This is a genomic window from Paraburkholderia dilworthii, from assembly GCF_000472525.1.
In the GTDB taxonomy this organism is placed as follows: domain Bacteria; phylum Pseudomonadota; class Gammaproteobacteria; order Burkholderiales; family Burkholderiaceae; genus Paraburkholderia; species Paraburkholderia dilworthii.
Window position 1 is genome coordinate 117,730 of sequence record NZ_AWZT01000002.1, and the last position, 19,770, is coordinate 137,499.

Consider the following 19,770-nt stretch of genomic DNA (forward strand, 5'->3'; position numbering starts at 1 on the left):
TCTCTTCTCGCGCCGTGGAAGTTCAGTAAAGCAAAGCGGGCTTGGGGTGGCCCGCTTTGCTTTTGTCACGAGTCTCTGCGCCTCGCTCGCTCTGCGCGGTCGATCGATGCTTCAGGCGAGACGCCCCGCTTCGATCGTCACCGTGGTATCGCAGCGGCGCGCCAGCTCGACGTCGTGCGTGACCAGAATCAGCGTTGCGCCGTTCGCGCGGTTCATCTCGAACATCAGGTCGATGACCGCGTGACCGGTCGCGGCATCCAGACTGCCGGTCGGTTCGTCGGCGAAGAGAATTGCCGGATGAGTGACGAACGCTCGCGCCAGCGCGACGCGTTGCTGCTCACCGCCTGACAGCAGCTTCGGATAATGGCTGGTGCGCTGCCCGAGGCCCACTTGTTCCAGCAGCCGTCGCGCGCGCTGCGCGGCCTCGCGTGTGCCGATGCCGCCTTGCAATTCGAGCGGCAAGGTGACGTTTTCGAGCGCCGTCAAATGCGGCATTAACTGGAACGACTGGAACACGAAACCGACCGAGCCGCTGCGCAATGCCGCGCGCTCGTCTTCGTTCAATGTGGTTAGCTCGCGGCCGAGCAGCCGAACCGAGCCCGAGCTTGCGCTGTCCAATCCTGCGAGCAGTCCAAGCAGCGTAGACTTGCCCGACCCGGACGCGCCGACTATCGCGACACTGCTGCCTGCTTCGATAGCCAGATCGATGTTGTCGAGAATGGTCAGTTCGCCCGTCGCATCCTTAACCTTCTTGCACAAACCCCGCACTTCAATGACTGGATCAGTTTTGTTTAGCATGGTGAAGCGTAGGTTGATAGTGCGCGCCATGAAGCTTCGCGCGAATGCAGAGACTTCGGCAACGAGCTCGATGGCAATGGGCTCGGTCATAGTGGCCGCCGCCCTCTTTTCGACGACCTTCGCGGTTAGCGCCGCGAACGCGCCGGAACCGGCCAGGCCAGTGATCGTCGTGCTCGGCGACAGCATCTCCGCCGAATACGGCTTGCCCCGCGACACAGGCTGGGTTGCGCTGATGCGTCAGCGCCTTACTGAACAGCGAATCGATTATAGCGTCGCGAATGCGAGCATCAGCGGCGATACGACGAGCGGCGGGCGGGCCCGCTTGCCAGCTCTCATGCAACGCCTGAAGCCGAGCATTGTGATCGTCGAACTCGGTGCTAACGATGCGCTGCGCGGCGTGCCCCTTGCCACCACCGAAGACAACCTGCGCACGATCATCGAACAGGCTCAGCAAGCTCACGCGAAGGTCGTGCTCGTGGGCATGTACGTGCCGCCTAACTACGGCCCGGACTATACGCAAAAGTTCCATGACCTGTATGGGCAGCTCGCCAGGCAGCTACACGTGCAGCTCGTGCCGTTCCTGCTTGCCGGCATCGCCGATAAGCCCGATATGTTCCAGCCAGATCAGATTCACCCGACGCAGCAGGCACAGCCAGTGCTACTCAACAACGTGTGGCCCGCTGTCAAGCCACTCCTTCGTACAAGTTCGCCGCACTGAAAAGCTGCTAACAACTTGTTTCCGGAACTTCGGGAACACGGATCGGCAAGCTTGATCACATGCTTGCGCAATCCCGTGTACCCGGCTCGATTCTGAGCGACTTATGAGGAGATAACGTGAAATACTTACCGTTAATCGCTTTGACCGTGGCAATTTCAGCCTGCGCCGCTCAACCGCCGGCTGGCGTCCAATCGGTCGGACAGAGCCAGCAAGCGCCGAAGGCCGTCGCAACCTGCATCGCGCAAAAGTGGGCGGACAGCTCGCAGCAGCAGGTCGTGTCGCAAGACACCCTGGCTAACGATCAGGCTGTAGACGTGTATGTCCCTGGCCAGCAGCCGCCTAACGGCGCGGCCGCCGTGGTGCGTCCTTCGTATTCCGGCAAGGGCTCGTGGGTGGGCTTTCGCGCGAACGGCGCAGCGGGCAGCGAGGCCACCGGCGCAATCAGTTCATGCCTCTAACGATCAGACGCTGATCGACGCTAATCGTCTGATGAGCGTTTCGCTTGTCAATGGCGAAAATTGAAAAGGGAAATGGAAAAGCCCCGCGTTCGCGGGGCTTTTTTGTATGCGCGCGTTGTGCGCGGCTTGCATGAATCACTGCCGGCGCGGACCGCGAGCAAGGTGGCTTGCGCACACCTTACCTTGGGGCCAGCGTTGCGGACGAATCTTATTCGTCGCTCGCCTGCGCATTGCTGCTGTCGAGCGACCCGTACAGTTTGACCTTTGAACGGGCGCGCAGCGCCTGAACGTAGGCCTCTGTTTCGGACTGCGACTCGACTTGCGCGATCTGCTGCTGTGCCGCGGCGAGACGCTGCGGATCCACCGGGCCGCCTGCGACGACCGCGTTCACCCGATAGATCGCATAACCATCGTCACCGAGATCCACGCCCACGTATGCCGGCAGTTTTTGCGCATTGACTTTGTAGATTGCGCTCAGCGCAGCGGGAGGCACGCCTTGCGCGTCGTTGCGCGATACCTTCAACGGCGACGAGAAACCCGTGGTCGCCTTCGACTTTTCGAATTCGGCGAGCTTCGCGATGCCGTCTTTGTGCGCAGCTTCGTCCGACTGGGTCGCAATGACCTTCTGTCGCACGACGTCCTTGATCGCGTCCAGCGCGGGCACGGCCGCAGGCTTGTAGTCGGTCACACGTGCGGCAATCAGTGTGTTTGAGCCGACGTCGATTGCCTGTGTGTTGTTGCGTGCCACGGCCGCGTCGTTCGCAAACACAGCGGCGAGGAACTTCGCATTGTTCAGCGGACTGTCGGGCGGCAGCTTCGGATCGGGCTTCGGAGTGACTGTGGCCGTCTGCAACTGCAGCTTGTACTTGTCGGCGGCGGGCTGCAGACTCTTCGCTTTCTCATAGACGATCGACGTGAAACCTTCGGAGTCGTCGCTGAATGCCTTACTTGCCAACTGCGTCTTTAGGTCTCTCGCGATCTGGTCTTTCACTTCGTCAAAAGGCTTCGTGACCGCGGGCTTTACGTCGGTGACCTTGACGATGTGATAACCGAAGTCCGTTTGCACGATGCCGCTGACCTCGTCCTTTTTCAGTGCGAACACCGCATCGTCGAACGCTTGGCCGCCTGCGATCATGCCGCGCCCGAAGTAACCGAGATCGCCGCCCTTTGCCGCAGAGCCAGGGTCCTGCGAGTTCTGTTGCGCGATCTGAGCGAACTGGTCAGGATGCGCCTTGATCTGTGCGAGCAACTCCTCAGCCTTCTGCTTCGCCTTGGCCTTGTCGGCCGCGCTCGCGTCTTTCGGTGCGGCGATCAGGATGTGGCTGGCGCGCACCTGAGCTTCGGTGCGGTAGTGCGCGATGTTGTCGTCGTAATACTTTTTCAGCTCGGCGTCGCTCGGCTGCACGGAAGCGGCGAGCGTGGCCGGCGACATCACCAGATACTGGATGGTCGCCGTAGCCGGTGTGGCGAACTCGTTGCGGTGCGCGTCATAATAGGCTTGCAATTGCGCGTCGGTGGGCTGCACTTTGGCGGCGTAGTCGCGCGGATGGAAAGCGATGCCCTGCACTTCGCGCTGCTGCTCGGCGAGTTCGGTCAGATGCTGCGCGAGCGTCTTCGACGTGAATGCGCTGCCCTGAATGCTGGCAGGCAACTGCTGGGTGGCGATGCTGTAACGCACGCGCTCGTCGTACTGGTCGGGCGTCATGCCCTGCATGGCAAGCAGTTGCTTGTAGCGATCGACGTCGATCGAGCCGTCCGGATTCTTCAGCGACGAGATCACCGGATCGTTGAGCAGCACGCGGCGCACCGCGTCGTCGGATGCGGTCAGGTGCAGGCGCTGCGTTTCATCGGCCAGTACCCGCTGTTCGATGAGGCCGTCCAGCATTTCGCTGCGGCGCTGCGGTGTATCGAACGCTTTCATGTCGAACTGCGCGCCGAGCATCTGACGCGCGCGGTCGAGTTGCTGACGCATCGCGTTGTCGTACTCCGCCCGCGTGATCTTGTGACCGTTGACGCTTGCGACGTTTGCACTTTCGTCAAAGAAGCCGCGAAAGCCCTGAATCCCCACAAAACCCAGCCCCGGCACAATGACGAGGATGAGCATGAACATCATCAGGCGTTTGTGATTGCGGAAAAAATCGAGCATGCGTGAGTGCCAAAAACAGAACGCCCGATCTTACAACAGCGGGCAATAAAAAAGGCGAACCGGAGTTCGCCTTTCGAGGATACTGGCGGAGTGGACGGGACTCGAACCCGCGACCCCCGGCGTGACAGGCCGGTATTCTAACCGACTGAACTACCACTCCTTGTACTACGCTTATACTGCGTCACTGCGCTGAAGCACTTGAATAGAATCTGAAACTGGTGGGTGCTGAGAGGCTCGAACTCCCGACCTACGCCTTGTAAGGGCGCCGCTCTACCAACTGAGCTAAGCACCCGGCTTCATGATTCATGTGCTTCTGTTATTGCTGCCTGATTGGTTGACTCCGCGCGGATTACAAGCACACAGTGAGTTCGAATTCGCCGCCCTTCTTCTTGACGAACTCGCCACTCCTCAAGCAGCAAGCCCATTAGTTTAGCGCATCCTTTAACGCTTTGCCAGGCCTAAATTTAGGCACCTTGGCCGCCTTGATTTTGATCGCATCGCCGGTGCGCGGATTGCGTCCCGTGCGAGCCGTGCGCTTGCCCACGGCGAACGTGCCGAAACCGACCAACGTCACAGAACCGCCTTTCTTCAACGTGCCTTTTACGCCGCCGATTACGGCGTCCAACGCGCGTCCGGCCGCAGCCTTCGAAATTTCAGCTTGCTGCGCAATGTGGTCGATCAATTCTGTCTTGTTCATCCTACCCCCGAGAATGTTTTAGAACCGAAACGGCGCCTCGCGGCGCCTGACATCGTCTGGCTGGCGGGAACGCCGAGCCGAGTCATTAGAATTGGCCGAAACCCACGTGTCAACCGGGATTGAGCCTGATTTTTCGCGGATTTCGACGATGACATTGATCAGCGATGTTGCCAGGTTCGATGCGAGTGCAACGAGTTATCCGCGACATGGCTTCGTGACTGAAATGATGGGAACGTGCATGGCTTCAGGCGTCTTTCGCATTCGCAGGACAATAAAAAACCCGCGGTCGTACAGACCGCGGGTTCTTGTATAGCGTAACGTTCGCTGAAAGGCTTAGTGCTTCACGACTTCCGTAGCGGCCGAGTCCTTGCCTGGCTCAGCTGCGACGGGCGAGGCAGGCTTCGGCTCTTCTTCCGGCAACGGCGCCGGAACACGTTCGAGCGCCAGTTCGAGCACCTTGTCGATCCAGCGGACCGGCACGATTTCGATCGCGTTCTTCACGTTGTCCGGAATCTCCGTCAAGTCCTTGACGTTTTCTTCCGGGATCAGGACGAGCTTGATGCCACCGCGATGCGCCGCCAGCAGCTTCTCCTTCAGACCGCCGATCGGCAGCACTTCGCCACGCAACGTGATTTCACCCGTCATCGCGACGTCGGCCCGCACCGGAATACCGGTCAGCACCGACACCAGCGCGGTTGTCATCGCGATACCGGCCGAAGGACCGTCTTTCGGCGTAGCGCCTTCAGGCACGTGGATGTGAATGTCCCGCTTCTCGAACGCTTCGTCCTTGACACCCAGACGACGCGAACGCGAGCGGACCACCGAGCGCGCAGCTTCGACGGATTCCTTCATCACGTCGCCGAGCGAACCCGTGCGGATCACATTGCCCTTGCCCGGCATCACGGCGGCTTCGATGGTCAGCAGATCGCCGCCCACTTCCGTCCACGCGAGACCCGTGACCTGGCCAACCTGATTTTCCTTCGCGGCCAGACCGAAGTCGTACTTGCGCACGCCGAGGAACGTGTCGAGGTTGCTGCCGTCCACCTTCACCGCGCCTTCGGCCTTCTTCAGCAGAAGCATCTTCACGACTTTGCGGCAGATCTTCGAGATTTCACGCTCGAGCGAACGGACGCCAGCTTCACGCGTGTAGTAGCGAATGATGTCGCGAATCGCGGTTTCCGTCACATCGACCTCGCCATCTTTGAGACCGTTGTTCTTCTTCTGCTTGGGCAACAGATAACGCTGCGCGATGCTGACCTTTTCGTCTTCCGTGTAACCCGACAGACGGATCACTTCCATCCGGTCGAGCAACGGCGGCGGAATATTCAGCGAGTTCGACGTCGCCACGAACATCACGTCCGACAGATCGAAGTCCACTTCGACGTAGTGATCGGCGAACGTATGGTTCTGTTCCGGGTCGAGCACTTCCAGCAATGCCGACGAAGGATCGCCGCGGAAATCCTGGCCCATCTTGTCGACTTCGTCGAGCAGGAAGAGCGGATTGCGCACGCCGACCTTGGTCAGGCTTTGCAAAATCTTGCCCGGCATGGAACCGATGTACGTACGACGGTGACCGCGAATTTCCGCTTCGTCGCGCACGCCGCCAAGCGCCATACGCACGAACTTGCGGTTCGTTGCGCGAGCGATCGACTGGCCCAACGACGTTTTACCGACGCCCGGAGGTCCAACGAGGCACAGAATCGGCGCCTTCACCTTGTCGACACGTTGCTGGACCGCGAGATACTCGAGAATACGTTCCTTCACTTTCTCGAGACCGAAGTGGTCTTCGTCGAGCACGCGTTCCGCATTCGAGAGGTCGTTGTTGACCTTGCTCTTCTTGCGCCACGGCAACCCGATCAGCGTATCGATATAGTTGCGCACGACCGTCGCTTCAGCCGACATCGGCGACATCAGCTTCAGCTTCTTCAGCTCGGCGTCAGCCTTCTTCTTGGCTTCCTTCGGCATGCGGGCAGCCGTGATGCGCTTCTCGAGTTCTTCGAGGTCCGCACCTTCTTCGCCTTCACCGAGTTCCTTCTGGATCGCCTTGACCTGTTCGTTCAGGTAGTACTCGCGCTGACTCTTTTCCATCTGGCGCTTCACACGCCCACGGATGCGCTTTTCAACCTGCAGGATGTCGATCTCGGCTTCGAGTTGCGCGAGCAGATGCTCGAGTCGCTCGATGACCGGGAACATTTCGAGGATGTGCTGTTTCTGGTCGAGCTTGAGCGGCAGATGCGCCGCGATCGTATCGGCCAGACGCCCGGCTTCGTCGATACCCGACAGCGACGTCAGAATCTCCGGCGGGATCTTCTTGTTCAGCTTCACATACTGATCGAATTGCGACACGATCGCGCGGCGCAGCGCTTCAGTTTCAGCGCTGTCGGCGTGGTCGGGTTCGAGCGGCATGACTTCACACGAGAACTGCGTTTCCTGCTCTTCGATGGAAAGCGTTTTCGCGCGCTGCAAACCCTCGACGAGCACCTTCACGGTGCCATCGGGCAGCTTCAGCATTTGCAGGATGTTGGCGATACACCCTACTTCGTACATGTCCTTTTCGGTCGGCTCATCTTTCGCAGCCGTTTTCTGGGCGACGAGCATGATGTGCTTGCCGCCTTCCATCGCTGCTTCGAGAGCCTTGATCGACTTCGGGCGGCCTACGAAGAGCGGAATCACCATGTGCGGGAAGACGACTACGTCACGCAGCGGGAGCAGCGGGAGCGTAATGCGTTCCGGCGGAAGGAGTTGGGTTCCTGACATTTCATTTCCCCATGAGTGGAATCAGTTCGTTCGATAGGTGAGGCCGGCAGAAAATATTGCAAGCCTCCGCGTGTGGGAAAAGTTCAGTGACTCCGAAGGTTCAGTGACTCCATAGTGAAAACAACCATTCTGACCACAAGATAAACGAAAAAGCCGTTCACGTCGCCATGAACGGCTTTTTGCGGTACCCGAAGCCGATCAGTTCGAACCCGCGACTTTGGGCGCGTCTTCGTAGATCAGTAAGGGTTTGCCGTCGCCGTCGATAACGTTGTCGTCGATGATGACCTTGCTGACACCTTTCATTTGCGGAAGATCGTACATGACGTCCAGCAACGCCTGTTCCAGGATGGAGCGCAGCCCGCGCGCACCCGTCTTGCGACGGATCGCCTTACGGGCCACAGCCTGCAGCGCAGCCGGGCGAATCTCGAGCTCGACGCGTTCCATGTTGAACAGCTTGTGGTACTGCTTCACCAGCGCATTCTTCGGTTCGACGAGGATTTTCATCAACGCCGCTTCGTCGAGCTTGCCAAGCGTGGCAACAACCGGTAGACGGCCGATCAGTTCAGGAATCAGACCGAACTTGATCAGATCTTCCGGCTCCACTTCGCGCAGCACTTCACCGGCGTCGCGGTCTTGCTTGCTCTTCACGCTTGCGCCAAAGCCGATGCCGGTCTTTTCAGTACGATCGACGATGACTTTTTCGAGGCCGTCGAACGCGCCACCGCAAATGAACAGAATGTTCGTGGTGTCGACCTGGATGAAGTCCTGGTTCGGATGTTTGCGACCGCCCTGCGGCGGCACCGACGCCATCGTGCCTTCAACCAGCTTGAGTAAGGCCTGTTGCACGCCCTCGCCTGAAACATCGCGAGTGATGGACGGGTTGTCAGACTTGCGGCTGATCTTGTCGATTTCGTCGATATAGACAATGCCGCGTTGGGCCTTGTCGACTTCGTAATTGCAGTTCTGCAGCAGCTTCTGGATGATGTTCTCGACGTCTTCACCGACATAACCCGCCTCGGTGAGCGTGGTTGCGTCCGCAATGACAAAGGGAACGTTCAGAAGACGCGCGAGCGTTTGCGCGAGCAAGGTCTTGCCCGAACCGGTCGGACCGATCAGCAGGATGTTGCTCTTCGAGAGCTCGATCTCATCCTTCTTGTCGAGATGCTTCAGGCGCTTGTAGTGGTTGTACACCGCGACCGCGAGAATTTTCTTCGCGCGTTCCTGACCAATCACATACTGATCCAGGATTTCACGGATTTCCTGCGGACTCGGCAGGTCGGACTTGGACAAGCCCGCCTCGATACCGGCGCCTGCTGCTTCATCGCGAATGATTTCGTTGCACAGGTCGATACATTCATCGCAGATGAACACCGACGGGCCGGCAATCAGTTTTTTGACCTCATGCTGGCTCTTGCCGCAAAACGAGCAATACAACAGCTTTTCGCTGTTAGAACCTTTCTTGTCCGCCATAGATGTGTGAGCCTCCGGACACTCGATTACATGATACGCCGTTTGCCCCAGCCTCGCAGTTAGGCGCGGCTGGGCTGAGCAAGGTGACGGCGTTTGCCGCAGGCGCTCGGACGAGTCTTGATTATTTCACAACCGATCAGACGCGGGATTTGCCCCGATTTAGCGCAAACCCGCACCGATCAAGGACGTTTGTGGGCTACCTGATCGACCAGACCGTAGGCTTGCGCGTCGTCGCCGGACATGAAGTTGTCACGGTCGGTGTCGCGTGCAATACGCTCGACGGGTTGGCCGGTGTGGTGCGCCAGCAGATGATTGAGCCGCTCCTTCAAATACAGGATTTCGCGCGCCTGAATTTCGATGTCCGACGCCTGACCGCGCGCGCCGCCCAGCGGCTGGTGAATCATCACGCGCGAATTCGGCAGCGCGAAGCGCTTGCCCTTCGCGCCTGCTGCAAGCAGAAACGCGCCCATGCTCGCCGCGAGCCCCATGCAAAGCGTGGAGACGTCCGGCTTGATGAACTGCATCGTATCGTAGATCGCCATGCCCGCCGACACCGAGCCGCCCGGGCTGTTGATGTAGAAGTAGATGTCCTTGTCCGGATTCTCGCTTTCGAGAAACAGCATTTGTGCGACCACGAGATTGGCCGTCTGATCGTTCACCTCACCGACCAGGAACACAATGCGTTCCTTCAATAGACGCGAGTAGATGTCATACGAGCGCTCGCCCCGGCCGCTCGTTTCCACGACGATCGGCACCAGTCCGAGCGCCTGCGCTTCGAGATCCCGGGACGACTGGGAGGTCAACGTGTCCAGCATTTGGGCGCGAAAGGTCATGCAATGGATCCTTGTCTGGAAATATTCTAAATATCTGATGCTAGACAGGTGTGGTCGACCAGCCCGTATTCAAGTGCGCGATCAGTGCGAGCGCGTGCGCTAGACAATGAAAAAACGCACGCACATTACCCCACAAAACAGCGGCACAAAAAAAACGAGCAGCACAAAAGCAGCACAAAAAAACGGCGTGCGGGCCGTCGCTCCGACAGCCGGCACGCCGTTGCAGCGACGCTTACGCTTGCGCCGTTGCGCTTGCCAGTTCTTCGAAGCTCACTTCCTTGTCAGTCACCTTGGCCTTGCTCAGCACGAATTCGACGACGTTGGCTTCAACGACGTACGCTTCCATTTCAGCAAGGCGTTGCTGGTTCGAATAATACCAGCGGACGACTTCCTTCGGGTCTTCGTAGCTTTTCGCGAACTCGTCGACTTCAGCGCGGATCTGCTCCGGCTTCGCCTGCAGATTGTTCGCCTTCACGAGTTCGGCCAGCACGAGGCCCAGCTTGACGCGGCGCTCGGCCTGTTCCTTGAACATAGCGGCAGGAATCGGCGCATCTTTAGCGTTCGGCACGCCGCGCTGCTCCAGATCCTGACGCGCCATTGCGACGAGGCGCTCCTGATCCTGTTCGATCAGCGCGTTCGGCACGTCGAGTTCCGAAATTTTCAGCAGCGCGTCCATCACCTGATTCTTGACGATGGCTTGCGTGCGACGCTTCGCTTCACGCTCCAGATTGTCTTTGATCTCGGCGCGCATCTTGGTCAGGTCGCCGTCTTCAATGCCTAGCGACTTCGCGAATTCGGCGTCGATTTCCGGCAGGTGCGGCCACTCGATCTTCTTCATCGTGATCGTGAATTGCGCGGTCTTGCCGGCCACGTCCTTGCCGTGATAGTCGGCCGGGAATGCCAAATCGAATTCCTTCGACTCGCCGACCTTCAGGCCAGTAGCTGCTTTTTCGAATTCCGGCAGCATGCGGCCTTCGCCCAGCACGAACGCGAAGTCTTCGGCGCTGCCGCCCTGGAACACTTCACCGTCGATCTTGCCGACGAAGTCGACCGACACCCGATCGCCTTCCTTGGCTGCCGTATCACTGCCGCCGTCGCCATGCTCGCCGGCTTCGCCGCGAGCGTGGAAATGCACGCGCTGCTTGCGCAGGATTTCCAGCGTGCGGTCGATTTCCGCTTCGCTGATGGTCGTCGTGGTGCGCTCGATTTCAGCCGTGGCCACATCGCCCAGCTTCACTTCCGGATAGACCTCGAAGGTCGCGTCGAACGCGTAGTCGCCTTCAACGGCGTCGGTCTTCGGCGCAAAGCTCGGCTGCCCGGCGACGCGCAGGTTTTCGGCGCGGCTGATATCGAAGAATTCCTTGCCGACCTTGTCGCTCAGCACTTCAGCTTCCACCTGGCCCGAATACTGTTGCGTCACCATCTTGAGCGGCACCTTGCCCGGGCGGAAACCCGGCATGCGCACGTTCTTCGCGAGTTGACGGATACGCGAGTCTACTTCCTTCTGCACGGCGTCCTTCGGCAGGGAAATCGTTACGCGGCGTTCGAGCTTGCCGAGGTTTTCAACAACGTTAGCCATGGCTTCAATCGTCCTAAAATTATTCGAGCGAATTCAGTTATCTTCTCCGTGCCGCATTTGCGCGCCTGCGCCGCGGGCTTGCAGGCCACCGGCAGCACGGTTGGGTCCAAAGAGCCGAATATTTTAGCAAACTATTTGCGCGCCTAACCGGGATTCGACGGTTGCGCACGTTTTTATCGGCCTCGGAGCCGTTTTCAGGCTCTTTTTGAAGCGGTTTCGCGCTTTCCGGATGAGATTGCGGCGCACGAAACAGCCGCTGCTGCTCCACGCATCGCCACGCGTGACGATGCCAACTATGCCTTTCGGCATATTCAGTCGGCGGGCCCATGCTGATAAGCTAGCGAACGCGCTCGGGGACTGCGCCGCGTCCGCCGCCCAACTCGCCTTGTCAGCCGCTTCGCCTGCCCGCAACTATTCCAACCATCCAGAGACACCATGCCGAATTCGCCGTCCTCGCCTGTCGTCGTCATCGCCCCGGATTCCTTCAAAGGCTCGCTGAGCGCCGAGCAGGTCGCGCAGGCAATCGCATCGGGCGTGCGGCGCGCGCGCCCGGACGCCGAGGTACGAATCTGCCCAATGGCGGACGGCGGCGAAGGCACGCTCGACGCCATGCTGACGAGCGGCGGCGAGCGCCGCAAGCTGACCGTGCGCGGCGCAGCGGGCCCGGTGCGAGAAGCGCTGACGGGCGTGCTCGCCGACGGCAGCGCAATCGTGGAAACCGCGGAGATCGTGGGCATCACCGACCCTGTTGGAATGGGCGTACCGGTTCAGGCTCGCAACACGCGCGGCATGGGCGAAGCGATCAGCGCGCTGCTCGACGCGGGCGTGCGGCGGTTTTTCGTCGCGCTCGGCGGCAGCAGCACGAATGACGGCGGCGCGGGCCTGCTTGCCGGGCTCGGCCTGAAACTGTTCGATGAGCAGGACCGGGAGCTGGAGCCCTCGCCCGAACAGTTGGCTCGGGTTGCCCGCGTCGACGTTTCACAACTCGACGCGAGGCTCGCGCACACGCAGTTCGTCGGCATGTCCGATGTCGACAATCCGCTTACCGGCGAGCATGGCGCGACCGCAGTCTTCGGCCCCCAGAAAGGCGTCAAGCCCGACCAGATCGCCGCGATCGACGCCGCCCTCGGCCGCTACGCCGATGTGCTCGAAGCGGCGCTCGCACGCACCGCCCGCGATCTTCCCGGCGCTGGTGCCGCTGGTGGTCTCGGCTTCGCATTGCACATGCTCGGCGCGCAGTTCGAGCCAGGCGCGGAGACCGTCGCGCGGCAGATCGGCCTCGACGCGGCGCTGCAAGGCGCGAACTGGCTGATCACCGGCGAAGGACGTTCGGACGTGCAAACGCTGCACGGCAAGGCGCCCTTCATCGCGTGCCGTCATGCGCAGGCGGCCGGTGTGCCGGCCACGCTCCTTTCGGGTGCTGTGGACTCCGCCGCACTGCCGCGTCTTGCCGAATATTTCAGTGGTTGCTTCTCGCCGGCCCCCGGTCCGATCACGCTTGAATTCGCGATCCGCGACGCCGCACGTCTCCTGGCGGATGAGGCCGAACAACTGACGCGTTTAAAGTACGGCGCGCGTTGACCCGGCGGCACGGTTGCGGCAACAATCACAGCGCCACATCCGCGTCACTCAACACGGGAAGACCATGAAGGACTCCGCCAAAGCCGGCCTGGAACAGCTCCTCACCTATCGTCTGCATGTACTCAACAAGCTCGCAGAGCGTGGTATTAGCGAGCGTTACCAGGACAAGCTCGGCGTGACGTTGCCGGAAGCTCGCGTGATCGCGTCGGTGGGATCGTTTGGACCGTTTTCGATCATGGAGCTCGCGAGGCACGCCAATCTCGACAAGAGTCAGGCGAGTCGCGCCGCCGAGGCTTTGATCAGACAGGGGCTCGTCAAACGCGAAGCCAGTGTCGAAGACGGCCGCGTGGTGCTCGTGTCGCTCACGCCCGAGGGCCGCGCGCTGTATCGCAAAGTCATGCCGATCGCGCGCAAGTGGAATGGCGACCTGTTCAACTGCCTCGACGAGAAACAGAAGCTCGCGCTTGGCCTGGCGCTGGACAAGGTCATCGAAACAATGACTGCGCCTGACGCGTGAGCCGGAAGTGAAAAGCAGCTTTTAGAATTCGTGATGCAACCCCCAACCGCCAACCCCATGTCTCACGTGCGTTTTCCGCGCTGACTCATTGCGCGCCCTATGCAGCGCTCCAGAGCGCACCGCCTCTCAAGCGCGCCGCAATCCCGCGGCACAATGAATAGCGCGCGTCGCTGGTTCAAGACGCACACAGGTCAGCCGTTGCCGTCGCCCTTATGCGCTGTCCCTGTCGCGCCCACCGCACCGCCGGCCATTGGGTTCGCTGTGTCCTGAGCAGAAGCGCTCGCTGCGTGGCCTGCATCTGTTGCATCGGCAGGCTTGCTCGCAAAACCACTCGCCACACTTGCCGACACCGCTGCCGCGGTATCGCCGGCCGGCATCCGGTGCGATACGCCGCGAGCAAGGCGCCAGGCGATTGCCGCGAGCGATCCGACGGCGAGAATCAAAGCGGCCCACAGCACGTAACGACGATAAGCATCTGCATTCGGTGCAGACGGCGCATTCGCATTGTGTGCGAGTGCCAGAGGTTCGCCGACGCGCGCCGTGGCTACCACCGACGAAGCGCTCATCAGCAGCGCATCGCGGCCGACCGCCGTCGACAGAGCCGCGGCATTGCCGACGCCCAGCGTAAAAGGTCCGGAGCCGCGCGCGACGAAAGTCAGCGTCGTCGGATGCCAACCCGCGGCGATAGTCAATGCACCGCTTCCCAGTCCGCCGTTGCGCGTATCGACGACCACGCGCCAGTGACGGTCCGTGTCCGGCGTCAACTGGAGCCCAGGATTGTTCTGTTCGACGTCGCCGTTATGCAAGCGAAAGAGCGTCGCACTCGACACCTCGCGCCACGCCGCGCCGAGTTCGCCGCGTGAATAGACGACGGCGGGCGCCACCGTATTCGGTTGCGGCAGATGAAGGCGCAAGCGGTCGACGGGATAAGGTCCGCCAGTCGAAAAGAAATATTCGCCAGCCTTGGGTCCCGTCTGCGCGACGATGTTTTCGCGCCATTCGCGCTGCTTGTCGGCGAGTTGCGCGTGAGCCGAGCCGGCCGCCTGCACTTCCACGTTCATCGATTCAAGGTATGGCGCGCCGTCGAGCCAGTGCAAGCGCAGATAACGCGCGTGCGCACTGCTCAGCTCTATCCGGTCCTGGCTCAGCGTGCTGCCGTTGTAGCTGACCTTGAGCAATTGCGCGTCGCCGGCGGGTTGCCAGTTACGCAGATCGTCGCTCGACTCGACCGACACACGCCCCTGGTAATTATCGTCACGAAGACGGATCACCAGCGCGCTCGCACGGCCCTCGTGCGACGCCTCTCCCGCGTCGATCAGATCCGCGTCGTGCTGGGCGCGGCCCGGCGGCGCAGCGCTTGCGCGCAGCGAGCCGTCGCTTGCGATTGTCACGCCAAACGGCGCGCCGGCTTGGCCCGCCGACGCCGGCCGAAGTGGAAACCATCGGGCCGGGCGCAAGGTCGGCGCCGCGCGAGCCGGCTCGCGCGGCGCGTCGAGCGAATACGGCACCGGCTCGCCTGCGCCGTTCAAAATGCGCACGTCGCCGAGATCGTTGCGCTGACTGGCTGCATAGACAGCGGCAGGCAGCGTGACGCTGTAATAGGCGGCGCCTTCTTCGAGTTGAAGCACAAAGCGCCGCGCGAAATCTTCGGCGCAGGCCGGCGCCGCTGCCCACGCGGACACGATCGCGACGCACCAGGCCGTCACCTTCAGAAGATGCTTCATTGTTCAGATTCCCCGGCCACCAGCTTGGGCGGCAGCGGCGAGAAGTAGCCGATCAGCAGCAACATCAGGCCGATACCGATAAACGATACGATCCGCTCGATACCGGTCACGTGCGACAGATCGAACAGGAACAGTTTGACGACGGTCGCGGCGAGCAATGCGCCGCCGACGAACCAGGCGATACGTCTTGCCCGCCGCGTTGCCCAGATCATCGTCGCGAGTGCGCATAGTGTCCAGAATACCGACACGGACGCCTGCACGAGCATCGACTGCGACATCTGCGGGAACTCGTACGGCACACCGGTCCAATGGTGCAGCGTGCGTAACAGCATCGCGTTCAACCAGACGAAGCCGGTCGCACCGGCCACCGCCTGCAAAGGCAGCCGATAGTCGCCGAGCGGCACGCCGAGCCGATGAACGCGCACGAGCCACAGCGCAGCGAGCGCGAAGACCACGGCCTGCACCAGATCGAGCGGATTGAGCAATGGCAGGCGCGCCCACGCGCCGCCGTCCTGGGTCAGGTTTGCATAGAACGTCCACAGCCACATCACGAGCACTAACGGCGTGGACGCAATTGCGCACAGCCGCACGATGCTGTCGCGCCGCGCGAGCCACAAACCCGCGAAGGCGAACGCGCTCCAGCCGACCAGAAACACCTGCTGCAGCGTGAACGACGCCGACACCGCGGCTATATCGTACGCTGCGCCGAAATGATGATGCAGCGTACGCAGCAGCAACGCATTGAACCACAGGAACAACGTGGCGAGCACCGCGTAATCGAAAGCACGCGGATGCCATTGCACGCCCAATGCGCGCAGCCGGCGCAGCCATACGGCGCAGGCCACGAACGCGAGTATCTGAGCCACGTCGAGCGGATTGACGATCGGCAGCCAGAAAAGCGGCGCCGCGCTGCCGTCGCTCGTGACGCTTGCGATGCTCCACGCCCACAGCAACGCGGCGAGCGGAGCCGCGGCCCACACCTGATACGCCCGCGTGAAACGCGCGACCGGCCAGCGCAAACGGTGCCCCGCGCCGGCCAGCACCAACAGCAGCACGCCGAAACCATACGCCCACGCGCTCCAGCTCCACGCGCCTTCGGGCACGTAGGCCTGCAACGCCCAATAGCCTTCTAGCGCGGCGAGCGCACCGGACGTCCAGAACATCAGGGTGTGAAGCGGCCCGAGAACGCGGTCATCGACGTCGCGCTGTTGACGCCAGAGGAGCGCATACGTGCAGACGGCGACGAACACGCAAACCAGCCAGCCGTAACCGCTCACGGGCATCATGCCCGCCGTGAACAGCGCCACGGTCAGCGCGGCAAGGACAGGCGCGAGCACAAGCGCCGGCCATTCGGCGAGCGGCCAGCGCAGCTTGCGGCGCACGGCGTGGGCCAGCCACGCGGTGAGCACGGCGAACAGCGCGACGAGCGCGGAGCACACACGCTCGCGATCGGCCGACACAAACAGGTGCAGGTGCGTCTGGATCTCGTTAAGACCGCCGGCCATCCACCACAGCAAACCCCACAGACTTGCGACGATCCCGATCTGCGGCATCCATGCATGCCACTCGCGCGCTTCGCTGCGGCCGTGCAAACGCCATCCTGTGAAGATGCCTGCGACTGCAATCAACACGCTCGCCAGATAAGCCCCGTTCAGCACAGGCAAGGTCGACGCATGGCTGAACGTCCCGATAATGCCGACGACGAAGGCCTCCGCAGCGGCCAGTTGCATCAGCAAGCCAAAAGCGAACGCGACGAGACGCCGTTGCCGCACGGCAAGCCACGTGAGCGCGGCGCCTTCGATTGCCCATGTCGCGCTCGTCGTCGGTCCCGTAAATGCGAGCGGTACGGCGAGCGTGGCGAAGATCACCGCGAGCGCGAACATCGAGTCGAACAGCATGCCAAGACGCTCCCGGCGCGGCGCGAGCCAACCCGCGATCGCGAGATAGAGCGCGGCGAGCGCGACGGCGCTCCAGGCAAGTCCGAATTCGGTGTCTCTCATCAGCGCGGCTTGCAGGCCGATTGCAACGAGCGGCGTGCCGAACACGAGCGTGCCGTCAACGTAGTGCTTGAGCGTCAACTCGCGGCGAACCGCGTAGAGCAACGCGATACCGACATACATGGCGAAGAAGAGAATCAAAAACGGCTCGGTGCTGGCGAGCAGTTCCGGACGATACGCGGTCGCGCCCCACGCGGCGCCGATCGAAAACGTGAAAACGAAACCGAGAAGATTCAGCGGACGCCATGCCTTGAACCACGCAATCGCGAAGATGCCCGCGTTCAGCAACGCGTAGTAACTAAAGAGCATCACATGACTGCCGCCACCGGTCGACAGCAGCAGCGGCGCGAGAAAGCCGCCCGCGCTGCCCATGAGCGCGAGCGACGGCGCGTTTTGCCGTACCGCGAGAAACGCGCTGAGCGCGCATGCCGCGACCATCAGCGGCAAGGCTGCGGCGGCGGGCAGCAGATGATAGAGCCGGGTCGTGGCGAACACCGTCAGATACAGCGCGCCCACGCCCCCGCCTTGCAGCACGAGCCCGTATGCGCCGCGACTGTCGCCGATGCGCCAGCCGAGCACGAGCAAGGCGGTCGCCGTTAGCGCGACGCCGGCGAGGCGCAATTCGATCGGCAGCACACTGTTGTCGGCCGCGTATTTGAGCAGGAAAGCAATGCCGAAAAACAGCACGACGATGCCGACGCGCACGACCGTATTCCCGCCGAAAAGCCAGTCGCGGGCCGCTTTCAAAAGACGTTCGACGACACCTGGCCCGCGCGGAGCAACGGGCGGAGTTTGAGCTTGCGGAAGTTCGGCCATGTCGGCTTGCGCGTACGCGGCGGCCGGCGCCAGCGACGAAGTTTCGATGTGCCGATCGACTGACGCAGCGGCATTCGCGTTCGCCGATGTGTGTTCCGCCACCGCTCTTGTCGTAAGCTTGACGGCCTCTTGTGGCGCGATTGCGTATGGGTGTTCAGTGTCAGCCGGCAAGATCAAATCGAGCGGCGCTGCGTCGGTTTGTGCGTGTGCCTGCGCGTGTGCAGTGCCGTCGACTGGCGCGATACCCGCAACTTCGTGCAGTTGCCGAATCTCGCCGCGTAGAAAGTTGACCTCGCGTTCCAGCCTCTCGACGCGCGCGGCCAGGTCCTCGGGCACATCCGGCGCATGCGTTGCGGTGGGCAACGCAGACGGCTCATGCGCTCTGTTCGCCGGGTTCTTTTTCCGCAGGCGCGCCAGCGCAAAGCCGGCCACCGCACCGAAGAACGCACCGTAGGCGACGGGAAGGTCGTTCGACAACGAAGCCAGCATGCCGACGACAGCGCCTAGCACGGCAAATATCACGCTCATCCGATCCCTCTTTTATTTTCTTGTGCGGCGATATCGTTCGAGCGCAAGACACGGTCGCACGAATCGATTCGAGATTACGGTATCGGCAAACCAGCAAAAATCGGCGCGGAGAATAACACGTAAAGCGGCGCTTTTATCCGGCTATCCGCTTGACTTCATAACGAGCCGCAACAAAGCCGATTGAAACTGAACGCGGGCGCCTTTTCGGCGACGTTTGCCGAAATTTCACCGGCCATTATGCGATTGATAAGTGCGGAATAATCGGCGAGGTCACTTGACGATTCAGGGCCGACAACAACCGTTATTGTCGCGTCCGGTCTTGCCACCTCGTTCGCGCAAACGAATCGCTCGCGATTATCCGGTCGCCCCATCGGGCGAGAGCGCCGCTGGGTTCGCGGCAATGCGCCAACCGTGTCAAAATTCCGGATCCGCCGCCGTGCCCTGTGGTTATCGTCTCCATTCGGAATCGATGATCCGCGCGGCGTGCAAGTCAGTCCTTCAATCTATTCAGGAAAGTTTCAGTGGACATCAATAAACAGATCGCGGCGCTCACCGCGTCGGAACTCCAGACCGCAGGCGCAAGCCAGGCGACGGCGATTGCGGTAAGCGTGCTGCTGCGCCATCTGCGCTCGCCAGAACTGGCGAAGCTGTTATCGTCGGCATTCGAAAACCATCAGGCGGTCATGCTGCAAACGCCTTGGCCCGACCAGATGCTGCAAGCGTTCGAATCCACTCGACGCTTTCTCGAGGGCGCCGCGCAGGCCGATCTGCCAGGCACGCAGGCGCCGACCCAGACGCCGGATGCCTAAGCGCACCGGCACAAGCGGCTCGCAAACGAAAAACCCCGCGAGTCAGATGACCTGGCGGGGTTTTGCGTTACAGATAAGTGGTGCGAGGGAGGGGACTCGAACCCCTACACCCTTGCGGGCGTCAGGACCTAAACCTGGTGCGTCTACCAATTTCGCCACCCTCGCAGCCGGGCAAGCGTTGTGCGTCTCGCCCGATGTCCTGCATGCTTCGCGCCGCTTCCAGAAGTACGCGCGCAAAAGCGTAAGCGCGAGATTCTAACGCATTGATTCGAGCTTGTCTGCAACTGCCGCGCATCTATCGTTGCGCCGCCGATGCTACAATTTTTGGCTTCCTGCACGCAT

General features: G+C 61.4%; 14 protein-coding genes and 3 tRNA genes. 5 read left to right on the top strand and 12 right to left on the bottom strand.

Going from position 1 to position 19,770, the window contains the following annotated elements:
• Positions 1 to 111: 111 nt before the first annotated feature.
• Entirely contained in the window at positions 112 to 798 is a 687-nt protein-coding gene (locus F759_RS0104235; protein ID WP_027798755.1) for an ABC transporter ATP-binding protein, read from the bottom strand.
• 28 nt (positions 799 to 826) lie between these two features.
• Between F759_RS0104235 and F759_RS0104240 the strand changes: the two genes are divergently transcribed.
• Complete coding sequence (locus F759_RS0104240) at positions 827 to 1,516, top strand: arylesterase (RefSeq protein WP_027798756.1); 690 nt, start codon at positions 827 to 829, stop codon at positions 1,514 to 1,516.
• Between the two features lie 116 nt (positions 1,517 to 1,632).
• Entirely contained in the window at positions 1,633 to 1,974 is a 342-nt protein-coding gene (locus F759_RS0104245; RefSeq protein WP_027798757.1) for a hypothetical protein, read from the top strand.
• 208 nt (positions 1,975 to 2,182) lie between these two features.
• Here the strand turns inward: F759_RS0104245 and F759_RS0104250 are convergent, their stop codons facing one another.
• From F759_RS0104250 to tig, 8 genes are all read right to left on the bottom strand, one after another.
• The gene (locus F759_RS0104250; RefSeq protein WP_027798758.1) at positions 2,183 to 4,120 is read right to left on the bottom strand and encodes a SurA N-terminal domain-containing protein; all 1,938 of its coding nucleotides are present in this window, start codon (positions 4,118 to 4,120) and stop codon (positions 2,183 to 2,185) included.
• An 83-nt stretch (positions 4,121 to 4,203) separates the two neighbouring features.
• Positions 4,204 to 4,280: transfer RNA gene (locus tag F759_RS0104255), tRNA-Asp, on the bottom strand.
• 56 nt (positions 4,281 to 4,336) lie between these two features.
• Positions 4,337 to 4,412: transfer RNA gene (locus F759_RS0104260), tRNA-Val, on the bottom strand.
• A 132-nt stretch (positions 4,413 to 4,544) separates the two neighbouring features.
• On the bottom strand, positions 4,545 to 4,817 hold the full coding sequence (locus tag F759_RS0104265; RefSeq protein ID WP_006048930.1) for an HU family DNA-binding protein: 273 nt from the start codon (positions 4,815 to 4,817) through the stop codon (positions 4,545 to 4,547).
• A 333-nt stretch (positions 4,818 to 5,150) separates the two neighbouring features.
• Entirely contained in the window at positions 5,151 to 7,574 is a 2,424-nt protein-coding gene (lon, locus tag F759_RS0104270; protein WP_027798759.1) for an endopeptidase La, read from the bottom strand.
• Between the two features lie 198 nt (positions 7,575 to 7,772).
• Entirely contained in the window at positions 7,773 to 9,044 is a 1,272-nt protein-coding gene (gene clpX / locus F759_RS0104275) for an ATP-dependent Clp protease ATP-binding subunit ClpX (RefSeq protein ID WP_006048928.1), read from the bottom strand.
• A gap of 179 nt (positions 9,045 to 9,223) precedes the next feature.
• Positions 9,224 to 9,877 carry an ATP-dependent Clp endopeptidase proteolytic subunit ClpP gene (gene clpP, locus F759_RS0104280; protein ID WP_006048927.1) on the bottom strand — a complete coding sequence of 218 codons (654 nt, stop codon included), beginning with the start codon at positions 9,875 to 9,877 and terminating at the stop codon, positions 9,224 to 9,226.
• A gap of 232 nt (positions 9,878 to 10,109) precedes the next feature.
• Positions 10,110 to 11,456: a trigger factor gene (gene tig / locus F759_RS0104285; RefSeq protein WP_027798760.1), complete on the bottom strand. Its 1,347-nt coding sequence runs from the start codon at positions 11,454 to 11,456 to the stop codon at positions 10,110 to 10,112.
• A gap of 435 nt (positions 11,457 to 11,891) precedes the next feature.
• Between tig and F759_RS0104290 the strand changes: the two genes are divergently transcribed.
• Both F759_RS0104290 and F759_RS0104295 read left to right on the top strand, forming a co-directional pair.
• Positions 11,892 to 13,037 carry a glycerate kinase gene (locus F759_RS0104290; RefSeq protein WP_027798761.1) on the top strand — a complete coding sequence of 382 codons (1,146 nt, stop codon included), beginning with the start codon at positions 11,892 to 11,894 and terminating at the stop codon, positions 13,035 to 13,037.
• Between the two features lie 64 nt (positions 13,038 to 13,101).
• Complete coding sequence (locus F759_RS0104295) at positions 13,102 to 13,554, top strand: MarR family winged helix-turn-helix transcriptional regulator (RefSeq protein ID WP_027798762.1); 453 nt, start codon at positions 13,102 to 13,104, stop codon at positions 13,552 to 13,554.
• Positions 13,555 to 13,745: 191 nt separating this feature from the next.
• On the opposite strand, the gene F759_RS0104300 is transcribed toward F759_RS0104295, so the two are convergent.
• Together F759_RS0104300 and F759_RS0104305 are read right to left on the bottom strand one after the other, a co-directional pair.
• Positions 13,746 to 15,278: a DUF3999 domain-containing protein gene (locus F759_RS0104300; RefSeq protein WP_027798763.1), complete on the bottom strand. Its 1,533-nt coding sequence runs from the start codon at positions 15,276 to 15,278 to the stop codon at positions 13,746 to 13,748.
• Positions 15,275 to 18,619 carry a DUF2339 domain-containing protein gene (locus tag F759_RS0104305; protein WP_027798764.1) on the bottom strand — a complete coding sequence of 1,115 codons (3,345 nt, stop codon included), beginning with the start codon at positions 18,617 to 18,619 and terminating at the stop codon, positions 15,275 to 15,277. Before F759_RS0104305 ends, F759_RS0104300 begins: the two co-directional genes overlap by 4 nt.
• 521 nt (positions 18,620 to 19,140) lie before the next feature.
• Here F759_RS0104305 and F759_RS0104310 point away from each other — a divergent pair.
• On the top strand, positions 19,141 to 19,428 hold the full coding sequence (locus tag F759_RS0104310; protein ID WP_027798765.1) for a hypothetical protein: 288 nt from the start codon (positions 19,141 to 19,143) through the stop codon (positions 19,426 to 19,428).
• A gap of 78 nt (positions 19,429 to 19,506) precedes the next feature.
• Here F759_RS0104310 and F759_RS0104315 read toward each other — a convergent pair.
• Positions 19,507 to 19,593, bottom strand: a tRNA-Leu gene (locus F759_RS0104315).
• Positions 19,594 to 19,770: the final 177 nt, after the last annotated feature.